This window comes from Pseudomonas sp. W3I7 (genome assembly GCF_030816095.1).
In the GTDB taxonomy this organism is placed as follows: Bacteria; Pseudomonadota; Gammaproteobacteria; order Pseudomonadales; family Pseudomonadaceae; genus Aquipseudomonas; species Aquipseudomonas salomonii.
On sequence record NZ_JAUSXP010000001.1, the window covers coordinates 4,485,394 to 4,497,932 of the forward strand.

6 protein-coding genes and 1 pseudogene are annotated in these 12,539 nt (G+C 60.8%); 5 read left to right on the forward strand and 2 right to left on the reverse strand.

Going from position 1 to position 12,539, the window contains the following annotated elements:
* Positions 1-42: 42 nt before the first annotated feature.
* Positions 43-1,437 (reverse strand): Si-specific NAD(P)(+) transhydrogenase, encoded by a 1,395-nt coding sequence (sthA, locus tag QF043_RS20695; protein WP_307420004.1) that lies wholly within the window; start codon positions 1,435-1,437, stop codon positions 43-45.
* Positions 1,438-1,672: 235 nt separating this feature from the next.
* Between sthA and QF043_RS20700 the strand changes: the two genes are divergently transcribed.
* Both QF043_RS20700 and QF043_RS20705 read left to right on the forward strand, forming a co-directional pair.
* Positions 1,673-2,215, forward strand: coding sequence for a chalcone isomerase family protein (locus QF043_RS20700; RefSeq protein WP_307420005.1), 543 nt, complete (start codon positions 1,673-1,675; stop codon positions 2,213-2,215).
* 273 nt (positions 2,216-2,488) lie between these two features.
* Entirely contained in the window at positions 2,489-3,787 is a 1,299-nt protein-coding gene (locus QF043_RS20705; RefSeq protein WP_307420006.1) for an MFS transporter, read from the forward strand.
* Between the two features lie 161 nt (positions 3,788-3,948).
* Here the strand turns inward: QF043_RS20705 and QF043_RS20710 are convergent, their stop codons facing one another.
* Positions 3,949-5,412, reverse strand: a complete 1,464-nt coding sequence (locus tag QF043_RS20710) for a glyceraldehyde-3-phosphate dehydrogenase (RefSeq protein WP_017137429.1) — start codon at positions 5,410-5,412, stop codon at positions 3,949-3,951.
* 340 nt (positions 5,413-5,752) lie between these two features.
* Here QF043_RS20710 and mfd point away from each other — a divergent pair.
* From mfd to QF043_RS20725, 3 genes and pseudogenes are all read left to right on the forward strand, one after another.
* Positions 5,753-9,203, forward strand: a pseudogene (gene mfd / locus QF043_RS20715) (transcription-repair coupling factor).
* Between the two features lie 11 nt (positions 9,204-9,214).
* Positions 9,215-9,784, forward strand: coding sequence for a CsiV family protein (locus QF043_RS20720; protein WP_065929183.1), 570 nt, complete (start codon positions 9,215-9,217; stop codon positions 9,782-9,784).
* A 9-nt stretch (positions 9,785-9,793) separates the two neighbouring features.
* Complete coding sequence (locus tag QF043_RS20725; protein ID WP_307420007.1) at positions 9,794-12,484, forward strand: DEAD/DEAH box helicase; 2,691 nt, start codon at positions 9,794-9,796, stop codon at positions 12,482-12,484.
* Positions 12,485-12,539: the final 55 nt, after the last annotated feature.

Consider the following 12,539-nt stretch of genomic DNA (forward strand, 5'->3'; position numbering starts at 1 on the left):
AATCGGTCTCCCCGGCCGGCTCAGGCCACCGGCCGGAGCCGCTCAAAAAAGCCGGTTGAGGCCGTCGTAGGCCGCTACCCGATAGGCTTCGGCCATGGTCGGGTAGTTGAACGTGGTGTTTACAAAATACTTGAGGGTATTTTGCTCACCTGGCTGGCTCATGATCGCCTGGCCGATGTGCACGATCTCCGAGGCCTGGTAGCCGAAGCAATGCACGCCGAGAACCTCAAGGGTTTCACGGTGGAACAGAATCTTCAGCATGCCTTGCGGCTCACCGGCGATCTGCGCACGCGCCATGCTCTTGAAGAACGCCTTGCCGACTTCGTAAGGCACCTTGGCCTTAGTCAGTTCGTGTTCGTTCTTGCCGATCGAGCTGATCTCGGGAATCGTGTAGATCCCGGTCGGCACGTCGTTCACGTAGCGCCAGCTGCCATTGTCGACAATGCTGCCGGCGGCCGAACGGCCCTGGTCATGGGCCGCACTGGCCAGGCTCGGCCAGCCGATCACGTCACCGGCACCGTAGATGTTCGGCACGCAGGTGCGATAGTTCTCGTCCACTTCGATCTGGCCACGGCTGTTGACCTTGACCCCGATATTTTCCATGCCCAGCTTGTCGGTGTTGCCGGTACGGCCGTTGCACCACAGCAAGGCGTCGGCCTTGATCTTCTTGCCGGACTTGAGGTGCAGAATCACCCCGTTGTCCAGGCCTTCGACCCGCTCGTACTCTTCGTTGTGGCGCACGGTGATGTTGTTGTTGCTGAAGTGGTAGCTCAACGCCTGGGAGATTTCCGAGTCGAGGAAGCTCAGCAACTGGTCGCGGTTGTCGACCAGTTCCACCAACACGCCCAGGCCGCTGAAGATCGAGGCGTATTCACAGCCGATCACGCCGGCGCCATAGATGATCAATTTGCGCGGGGTGTGGCCCAGGCTCAGGATGGTGTCGCTATCGTAGATACGCGGGTGGTTGAAATCGATATCGGCCGGGCGATACGGGCGCGAACCGGTGGCGATGATGATGTGCTTGGCCACCAGTTTTTCGACCACGCCGTTGGCGCAGACCACTTCGACGGTTTGCTCGTCGGCAAAACTGCCGGTGCCGAAAAACAGGTCGACGCGGTTACGGGCGTAGTAGCCGGTACGCGAAGCGACTTGTTTGGAGATAACTTTTTCAGCGCTTTTCAATACGTCCGGGAACGAGAACCAGCGTGGCTCACCAATGGCCCGGAACATCGGGTTGGTGTTGAACTGCATGATCTGGCGCACCGAGTGACGCAAGGCCTTGGACGGGATGGTACCCAGGTGGGTGCAGTTACCGCCGACCTGGCGACGGCTATCGACCATCGCCACCTTGCGCCCCGCTTTGGCGGCGTTCATTGCCGCACCTTCTCCAGCCGGGCCGGAACCCAGTACCACTACGTCGTAGTTGTAGACAGCCATGCGTACTCCTCAGAACAGGCCAGGCGTACGGTTGGACGCCTGGCTAAATCATGCCGCGGCCAGCGGGCATGAAGGAAATTTTTGGCTCAAGTGTGTGAGCCGGGGCACAGTCTATATAAGGCTCAACGCCGCGCACATTAACCCTTGGTCGCGTCGTAGGCCAGTCTTGCCTTAACTACAGGAACTGCAAACTGGCATTACACTGCTGACACGCACCTTCGCAGGCGGGGCCATTATGCGGCATGTGGTTTTGTGTTTAATGATGATTTTTTCGTTTGCGGCGCATGCCAATGAGGCGGACCGGCTCAAACAGGCTGGCTTCCCGGCGCAGTCTCATGAACTGGCGCTGAAAAACCAGGCGGTGCTGGTGTATCTCTGGGCGGATGTGTACGCGGCCGCGCTGTATGCCCCGGCAGACGTCAGCGCCAAACAGGCCTGGACCCAGCGAAACGAGGTGCGCCTGGCGCTGTATTACTTTCGCGACATCGACCGCAATGATGTGATCAAGGCCGCTACGGCCACCCTCGAACGCCAGCAATCCGCTGCAACCCTCGCCCGCCTGAAGCCAGAGCTGGACCCACTGCACGCCAGCTTCCGCAACATCCGCACGGGCGATCGTTATGCCCTGGATTTTCGCCCTGGGCGTGGGCTGAACCTGGAGATCAATGAGCAGGTGGTGTTCAGCAGCCGTGACGAGGCATTGGCAAAAGCCTACCTCGGTATCTGGCTGGCACCGAAAGGCCTGTCGGACAGCCTGCGCAATTCCCTCCTGAATTAACCACCCCTCTCAAAAACCCCAAAAACTCCATGTGGGAGCTGGCTTGCCTGCGATAGCGGTGGGTCAGCCATTCATTTGCTGGCTGGCACACCGCTATCGCAGGCAAGCCAGCTCCCACAGTGATCTCCAGCACCAATGACCTTCGCGCATTTAGTCAGCTTGCTATCAATTTTTATTGCCGGTAGTGGCTAATACACATATGGTTACAAAACTGCAGCAAGGACGAATGATGACCAGGGATCATTAATAAGATAGCCAAAATGAGTGCATGACATGTCCACTACCACGGGCAAGGGCAAGGCGATTTTTCGCGTTGTCAGCGGCAACTTCCTCGAGATGTTCGACTTCATGGTCTATGGCTTCTACGCCACGGCCATTGCCAAAACCTTCTTCCCCAGCGATAGCGCCTTTGCCTCGCTGATGCTGTCGCTTGCGACCTTCGGCGCCGGCTTCCTGATGCGGCCACTGGGCGCAATCTTCCTCGGCGCCTACATCGACCGCCACGGCCGTAAAAAGGGTCTGGTCATCACCCTGGCCTTGATGGCTGCGGGCACCATCCTGATTGCCTGTGTGCCCGGCTACGCCACCCTGGGCGTTGCGGCACCGTTGCTGGTGCTGTTTGGCCGCTTGCTGCAAGGCTTCTCCGCCGGCGTCGAGCTGGGCGGTGTGTCGGTGTACCTGGCGGAAATCGCCACGCCGCGCCGCAAAGGCTTTTTTGTCAGTTGGCAGTCCGCCAGCCAGCAGGCTGCGGTGGTGTTCGCCGGTTTGCTCGGCGTGGGCCTCAACCACTGGCTCAGCCCCGAAGAGATGGGCGACTGGGGCTGGCGCGTACCGTTCCTGATCGGCTGCCTGATTGTGCCGGTGATCTTCGTGATTCGCCGCTCGCTGGAAGAAACCCCTGAGTTCCAGGCGCGCAAACACCGCCCTACCCTGCAGGAAATCGTGCGCTCGATCGGCCAGAACTTCGGCATTGTCATTGCCGGCATGGCGCTGGTGGTGATGACCACCGTGTCGTTCTACCTGATCACCGCCTACACCCCGACCTTCGGTAAGGCCGAACTGCACCTGTCCGACTTCGATGCATTGCTGGTGACGGTGTGCGTGGGCATTTCCAACTTCATCTGGCTGCCGGTGATGGGCGCGGTGTCCGACAAGATCGGACGTAAACCCTTACTGCTGGGGGCGACGATTCTGGCGATTCTTACGGCGTATCCGGCGCTGTCGTGGCTGGTGGCGAATCCGAGCTTCAGCCATCTGCTGATCGTGCTGTTGTGGTTGTCGTTCCTGTATGGCTCGTACAACGGGGCGATGGTGGTGGCGCTTACCGAGATCATGCCGATTGAAGTGCGCACCACCGGGTTTTCGCTGGCTTATAGCCTGGCGACGGCGACCTTTGGTGGGTTTACGCCGGCGGCCTGTACTTATCTGATCCATGTGCTGGATAACAAAGCGGCGCCGGGGATTTGGCTGAGTGGTGCGGCGGTGTTGGGGTTGATTGCGACGCTGGTGCTGTTTAAAGGCAATCGGCATGAATTGCGCACGGCGCAGGCTTCGGTGGTGGGTAGTGCCTGATAGTCCGCTATCGTAGGCAAGCCAGCGCCCACATTTGACTGTGTTGACAATTCAAATGTGGGAGCTGGCTTGCCTGCGATGAGGCCCTGACATTCACCACAAAACCAACAGACACAAAAAAGCCCCGAACCAGTCGGGGCTTTTTCATTTAGCGCAAAGGCTTAGCGCGGGAACGCAGGCGGGTTGACCCCGGCCATGTCTTCCATCACACGAACCACCTGGCAGCTGTAGCCGAACTCGTTGTCGTACCACACGTACAGTACAACGCGGTTGTCCTGGGTAATGGTCGCTTCAGCGTCCACCACACCGGCGTGGCGCGAGCCTACGAAGTCAGTGGAAACCACTTCCTGCGAGTTAACGAAGTCGATCTGCTTGTGCAGGTCGGAGTGCAGCGCCATGTAGCGCAGGTACTCGTTCATCTCTTCACGGGTGGCGGCTTTCTCAAGGTTCAGGTTGAGAATCGCCATCGACACGTTCGGCGTCGGTACACGGATCGCGTTACCGGTCAGCTTGCCGGCCAGCTCAGGCAGGGCCTTGGCAGCAGCGGTGGCAGCACCGGTCTCGGTGATCACCATGTTCAGCGCGGCGCTACGGCCACGGCGATCGCCTTTGTGGAAGTTGTCGATCAGGTTCTGGTCGTTGGTGTACGAGTGAACCGTTTCAACGTGACCGTTAACAATGCCGAACTTGTCATTCACAGCCTTCAGCACCGGCACGATGGCGTTGGTGGTGCAGGAAGCGGCGGACACGATCTTGTCGTCAGCGGTGATTTCGCCGTGGTTGATACCGTGCACGATGTTCTTGAGCTTGCCCTTGCCAGGCGCAGTCAGCACAACGCGGTCGATACCCGGGCAGGCCAGGTGTTGGCCCAGGCCTTCGGCATCACGCCATACACCGGTGTTGTCCACCAGCAGCGCGTCTTTGATGCCGTACTGGGTGTAATCCACCTCGGCCGGGTTCTTCGCGTAGATCACCTGGATCAGGTTACCGTTGGCGGTGATGGTGTTGTTTTCTTCGTCGATGACGATGGTGCCGTTGAACGGGCCATGTACCGAGTCGCGGCGCAAGAGGCTGGCGCGCTTGGTCAGGTCGTTCTCGGCGCCTTTGCGCACCACGATGGCACGCAGGCGCAGGCCGTCGCCGCCACCGGTTTTTTCGATCAGGATGCGCGCCAGCAGGCGGCCGATACGACCGAAGCCGTACAACACCACGTCGGTGCCTTTGCGGGCAGCGGCGTTTTGCTGGCCAACCACGTCGGCCATTTCTTCACGCACGAACTGCTCGGCGCTGCGGCCGGCACCTTCTTTGCGGAACTTGTAAGCCAACTTGCCCAGGTCTACCGAAGCCGCGCCGAGCTTGAGCTCGCTCATGGCTTTGAGCAGTGGGAATGTTTCGTGGACGGAGAGTTCGCTGTCGTCGGCGGAACGGTGACGCGCAAAGCGGTGGGCTTTGAGAATCGCGATGACAGACTGGTTGATCAGGCTGCGGCCATAGATCGAGCTCACCACATTGTTATTGCGGTACAGCTGACCGATAAGCGGAATCATCGCTTCAGCGAGTGCTTCACGGTCGATCCATTCACCAAGACACTGGTCGGGCTTCTGAGTCACGGGAACCTTCCACATGTAGGGGCAGAAAAAAGGGGCTACATTATGTCGTCCGACTGCCCGTTGAGCAATGCGCCGAGCACAACAAAAAGCCCTTGCAAAAAAATACCACCCCGCTACAAGCCAGGAAACACGGGGGTTTCAGCAGGCCGCCCATGCCGCGATTGTGCCAACTTGTCCGTAACCCTCCGAAACATCCACGCAAAATGGCACTACATATTGAGTCAAAACCCGCCATTGTTTGTCTTAGCCACTACATTTCCCGCAAACCGTAATAGGCTCAGTCAGCAACTGACAGGCGGCACCTTGGACCGCTACAATTACCGACTTTGTCGCAACGCTTGGAGCTCAACCTTCCGTGCCCGTTCTGCGTCTACCGCTTCTCCCTGCCGCGGCAGGTAAACAGCACTGGGGCAACCTGCCCGGTGCCGCCCTGAGCCTGGCCATTGCCGAGGCTGCCAGCGCAGCCAAGCGCTTTACCCTGCTGCTTACCGCCGACAGCCAAAGTGCCGAGCGGCTGGAGCAGGAGCTGAGCTTCTTCGCCCCCGATTTGCCGGTGCTGCATTTCCCCGACTGGGAAACCCTGCCCTACGACCTGTTCTCGCCGCACCAGGACATCATCTCCCAGCGCATCGCCAGCCTCTACCGCCTGCCGGAACTGGCCCACGGCGTGCTGGTGGTGCCGATCACCACCGCCCTGCACCGCCTGGCGCCGACCAAGTTTCTGCTCGGCAGCAGCCTGGTGCTGGACGTCGGCCAGAAGCTCGATGTGGAGCAGATGCGCACGCGCCTGGAAGCCAGCGGCTACCGTTGCGTCGACACCGTGTACGAACACGGCGAGTTTGCGGTGCGTGGTGCGTTGATCGACCTGTTCCCGATGGGCAGCAAACTGCCCTACCGCATCGACCTGTTCGATGACGAAATCGAGACGCTGCGCACCTTCGACCCGGACAACCAGCGCTCCATCGACAAAGTAGAGTCGATCAAGCTGCTGCCGGCGCGGGAATTCCCGCTGCAAAAAGACGCGGTCACGCGCTTCAAGGCACGCTTTCGCGAACGCTTCGACGTCGACTTCCGCCGCTGCCCGATCTTTCAGGATTTAAGCAGCGGGATTACCCCGGCCGGTATCGAGTACTACCTGCCGCTGTTCTTCGACGAAACGTCCACGCTGTTCGATTACCTGCCCGCAGACACCCAAGTGTTCTCGCTGCCGGGCATCGAGCAGGCCGCAGAAAACTTCTGGAACGATGTGCGCAACCGCTACGAAGAGCGCCGCGTCGACCCGTCGCGGCCTTTATTGCCGCCCGCCGAACTGTTCCTGCCGGTGGAAGACTGCTTCGCCCGCCTGAAAAACTGGCCACGGGTGGTCGCCAGCCAGCAGGACATGGACGCCGGCAGTGGTCGCGAACGTTTCCCGGCGAGCACGTTGCCGGACTTGGCGATTCAGGCCAAAGCCACCCAGCCACTGGAAGCACTGTCGAATTTCCTTGGCGACTTCCCAGGCCGTGTGCTGTTTACCGCCGAATCCGCCGGCCGTCGCGAAGTGCTGCTGGAGCTGCTGGAACGCTTGAAGCTGCGCCCGAAAACCGTCGACAGCTGGCCGGACTTTGTCAAAAGCAAAGAGCGCCTGGCCATCACCATCGCACCGCTGGACGAAGGTTTGTTGCTGGACGACCCGGCCCTGGCACTGATCGCCGAAAGCCCCGTTGTTCGGCCAGCGCGTGATGCAGCGCCGGCGCCGTGAAAAACGCGCCGACGCCAACAACGACGCGGTGATCAAGAACCTCACCGAACTGCGCGAAGGCGCGCCCGTGGTGCATATCGACCATGGCGTGGGCCGCTACCTGGGCCTGCAGACCCTGGAGATCGACAACCAGGCCGCCGAATTCCTCACCATGGAATACGCCGAAGGCGCCAAGCTCTACGTGCCAGTGGCCAGCCTGCACCTGATCGCACGCTATACCGGCAGCGACGACGCGCTGGCGCCGTTGCACCGCCTGGGCTCCGAGACCTGGCAGAAAGCCAAGCGCAAAGCCGCCGAACAAGTACGCGACGTGGCCGCCGAGTTGCTCGACATCTATGCCCGCCGTGCTGCGCGCGAAGGCTATGCGTTCGCCGACCCGAAAGCCGACTACGCCACCTTCAGCGCCGGTTTTGCCTTCGAAGAAACCCCGGACCAGCAAACCACCATCGAAGCGGTGCGCGCCGACATGCTCGCGCCCAAGCCAATGGACCGCCTGGTGTGCGGCGACGTGGGCTTCGGCAAAACCGAAGTGGCCATGCGCGCGGCCTTTATTGCCGTGCACGGTGGCAAGCAAGTAGCGATTCTGGTGCCAACCACCCTACTCGCCCAGCAGCACTACAACAGCTTCCGCGACCGCTTTGCCGACTGGCCGGTGAGCGTGGAAGTGATGAGCCGCTTCAAATCCGCCAAGGAAGTCAACGCCGCCATCGCCGATCTGGCCGAGGGCAAGATTGATATCGTGATCGGCACCCACAAGCTGCTGTCGGACGACGTGAAGATCAAGAACCTGGGCCTGGTGATCATCGACGAAGAGCACCGCTTTGGTGTGCGTCAAAAAGAACAGCTCAAGGCCCTGCGCAGCGAAGTCGACATTCTGACGCTCACCGCAACGCCGATCCCACGCACGCTGAACATGGCCGTGTCGGGCATGCGCGACCTGTCGATCATTGCCACCCCACCCGCACGGCGGTTGTCGGTGCGCACCTTTGTGATGGAGCAGAACAAAAGCACGGTCAAGGAAGCCTTGTTGCGTGAACTGCTGCGCGGCGGGCAGGTTTACTACCTGCACAACGACGTGAAGACCATCGAGAAATGCGCCGCCGACCTTGCCGAACTGGTGCCGGAAGCGCGCATCGCCATCGGCCACGGGCAGATGCGCGAACGTGAACTCGAACAAGTCATGAGCGACTTCTACCACAAGCGCTTCAACGTGCTGATCGCCTCGACCATCATCGAGACCGGCATCGACGTGCCGAGCGCCAACACCATCATCATCGAGCGCGCCGACAAGTTCGGCCTGGCGCAATTGCACCAGCTGCGTGGCCGTGTGGGCCGTAGCCACCACCAGGCTTATGCCTACCTGCTGACACCGCCGCGCCAACAGATCACCTCCGATGCCGAAAAGCGCCTGGAAGCGATCGCCAATACCCAGGACCTCGGTGCCGGCTTTGTACTGGCCACCAATGACCTGGAAATCCGTGGCGCCGGCGAATTGCTCGGCGACGGCCAGAGCGGGCAGATCCAGGCGGTGGGTTTCACGCTGTATATGGAGATGCTCGAACGCGCGGTAAAAGCCATCCGCAAAGGCGAACAACCGAACCTCGACCAACCCTTGGGCGGCGGCCCGGAAATCAACCTGCGTTTGCCGGCGTTGATTCCCGAAGACTACCTGCCCGACGTGCATGCGCGGCTGATTCTCTACAAGCGCATCGCCTCGGCCACCGACGAAGAAGGCCTCAAGGACCTGCAAGTCGAGATGATCGACCGCTTCGGCCTGCTGCCCGAGCCAACCAAGAACCTGGTGCGCCTGACGCTGCTGAAATTGCAGGCCGAACAGCTGGGCATCAAGAAGGTCGACGCCGGGCCGCAGGGTGGGCGCATCGAGTTCGAGGCGCAAACGCCGGTGGACCCATTGGTGCTGATCAAACTGATTCAGGGCCAACCCAACCGCTACAAGTTCGAAGGGGCTACGCTGTTCAAATTCATGGTGCCGATGGAGCGTGCCGAAGAACGCTTCAATACCCTGGAGGCGCTGTTTGAGCGCCTCATCCCGAAATCTGCTTGAAGGACGCCCCCATGCGCCTGTTCCGCATTCTGAGCTTCATGTTGGTGGTGGTCGCTCCTTCGGCATTTGCCGACAGCCCGTACCTGGTGGAAATGATCCTGGTGCGCCAGAACGCCGAGCCGGTGATCAATAGCCGCGCCGCGCCGGAAAATTGGGATGCCGGTGCGGCGCGGCTGCCGACCGACAAACTGAGCCCACCGCGGCTGGGCAACATCGTCGACAAGCTGAGTGCGGACAACAGTTACACCGTATTGCTACACCGCGCCTGGGATCAGAACCTCGGCGAGCAACCGGTGAAGCTGGCCATTACCGACGGCCAGGAGCAGTTCGGCCAGTTCCCCATCGAAGGCACGCTGAACCTGCAGCTGGGGCGTTTTACCGATATCGACGCGGATTTCTGGATCAACCGGTTCGACGCCAACGGCAGCGTGATTGCCAGCGAACACTTGAGCCAGCAAGACGTGCGCACCAAGAACAACCAACTCAATTACCTGGATGGCGGCCACTTGGCGCTGCTGATCAAGATCACGTCGCTGACCGCCAAACCACCCAGTGCGCCACCGCCCGACATTCAGGACTGATCCAGCGCCATGCCCCTGACGTCGTCGTTGACCAAACCCCTGGCCCCTTCGTGGGCCAATCGCTTTAAAGAGCAAAGCCTTGAGCGCGGGCGGCGCTACGCCCTGGAAAACCGCGTGCGCATCGTCGAGTCCGGCGACAGCACCATCATTGCCAGCTGCGAAGGCTCTGGCGGCAATGTTTACCGACAAACCATCTCGCTGCGCGAATCGGCCAAGGGCACGCTGATTCTGGTGGACAGCCGCTGCACCTGCCCGGTACACACCAACTGCAAACACATCGCGGCCGTGCTGCTCAAGGTCCAGGAAACCCTGGCCTACCCGGCCGCCGCGCAAGATGCCGAGCTGTTGGAAAAGCTCCAGGCCGTGCTGGATAACCGCGTGGTGCTGCCACAAGTGGTCATGGAAGAGGTGCGGCCGGTGCCGCGCCTGTGGCTGGCCAGCGTGGAGTTCAGTGCGTTTGAACCGCGTAATGGCAAGATGCAGCGCTATATCCAGCACCGTGCGGCGCTGTCGTTCAATTACTTGGGCAACTATGTCAGCGGGCAGAAAAACGCTGACATCATCGTGCGCCAGGAAACCCAGAGCCTGCGCATCAAGCGCCATCCGGAGCTGGAGCAACCCTATCGCGAACAACTGCGCCTGCTGGGCTTCAAGATCGCCACACGCCAGAGCAAGGCGTTGCCGGAGAGTGCCGGCGAGCTGTTCGAACTGGTCAACGACAGTGCGTGGCTGAACTTCACCCTCAACGCCTCGCCGACCTTGCGCGCCGAGGGTTGGGAGCTGCAAATAGAAGAAGATTTCGGTTTCGACCTTAGTGCCGTCGATGACTGGTACGCCACCGTCGATGAAGGCCCTGAGCGCGACTGGTTCGACCTGGAGCTGGGGATTATCGTCAATGGCGAGCGCCTGAGCCTGTTGCCGATTTTGCTCAACTTGATGCGCTCCCACACCGAAATCCTCAACCCGGAGAAACTCGCCCGGCGCCGTGATGACGAGCTGATCCTGGTGAATATTCCCGGCCTGCCCAACGGCCATGGCCCGCTGCAAGTGGCGTTGCCCTACGGCCGGCTCAAGCCGGTGCTGGCCACCCTTGGCGAGTTTTACCTACAGGAAACCGGCACCACCAGCTTGCGTCTGGCCAAGGCCGATGCCATTCGCCTGAACCCGCTGGAAGACCTGCCGCTGCAATGGGAAGGCGGCGAGAAGATCCGCAACTTCGCCCAGCGCCTGCGCGACATCAAGGACTTCACCTGCGTGGCGCCCGAAGGCTTGAACGCGACCTTGCGCCCGTATCAGCTGGAAGGCTTGAGTTGGATGCAGTCGCTGCGTCAGCTTGATGTGGGCGGGATTCTTGCCGATGACATGGGCCTGGGCAAAACCCTGCAGACCCTGGCGCATATCCTCAGCGAAAAAGCCGCCGGGCGCCTCGACCGGCCGTGCATGGTGGTGATGCCCACCAGCCTGATTCCCAACTGGCTGGATGAGGCGGCGCACTTCACACCGCAACTGCGGGTGCAGGCGCTATACGGCGCTGGTCGCAAGAAACATTTCACCCATCTGCAGGACTTTGACCTGCTGCTGACCACCTACGCGCTGCTGCCCAAGGACATCGACACCCTCGCCGCCCAGCCCTTGCATGTGCTGATCCTCGATGAAGCCCAGTACATCAAGAACCCCAACAGCAAGGCTGCCCAGGCCGCGCGCGAGCTCAATGCGCGCCAGCGCCTGTGCCTGAGCGGTACGCCGCTGGAAAACCACCTGGGCGAGCTGTGGTCGCTGTTCCACTTCCTGCTGCCGGGCTGGCTGGGAGACGTCAAAAGCTTCAACCGCGATTACCGCGTGCCCATCGAAAAGCGCGCCAGTGAGGTGCGACTGCAGCACCTCAACGGTCGGATAAAACCCTTCCTGCTGCGCCGCACCAAAGAGCAGGTGGCCACCGAGCTGCCGCCCAAGACCGAGATCATCCACTGGGTCGACCTCAACGAGGCCCAGCGCGACGTGTACGAAACCATGCGCCTGGCCATGGACAAGAAGGTGCGCGACGAAATCACCCGCAAGGGCGTGGCGCGCAGCCAGATCATCATTCTTGAGGCGCTGCTCAAACTGCGCCAGGTATGCTGCGACCTGCGTCTGGTCAACGACGCCACCCTGCCCGCCCGTGGCAGTAGCTCGGGTAAACTCGACAGCCTGCTGGAGATGCTCGAAGAGCTGTTCGCCGAAGGGCGCCGGATATTGTTGTTCTCGCAGTTCACCTCGATGCTGAGCCTGATCGAAGCCGAGCTGAAAAAACGCGGCGTGCCCTACGCATTACTCACCGGCCAGACCCGCGACCGGCGCACGCCGGTGAAGGATTTCCAGAGCGGCAAACTGCAGATTTTTCTGATCAGCCTGAAGGCCGGCGGCGTCGGCTTGAACCTGACCGAGGCCGACACGGTGATCCACTATGACCCGTGGTGGAACCCGGCGACGGAAAACCAGGCGACCGACCGCGCGTACCGCATCGGGCAGGAGAAGCCGGTGTTCGTCTACAAGATGATTGCGCGAGGCACGGTGGAGGAGAAAATCCAGCACCTGCAGAAGGAAAAGTCTGACCTGGCGGCGGGTGTGCTGGATGGGCGCACGACCGGGGATTGGCAGTTGGGTAATGAGGACATTGAGGCGTTGTTTGCGCCGTTGCCCAACAAGCAAGAGAAGCGCTGACGGTTAGATCGCTATCGCAGGCAAGCCAGCTCCCACCCTTGAATGCATTCACACA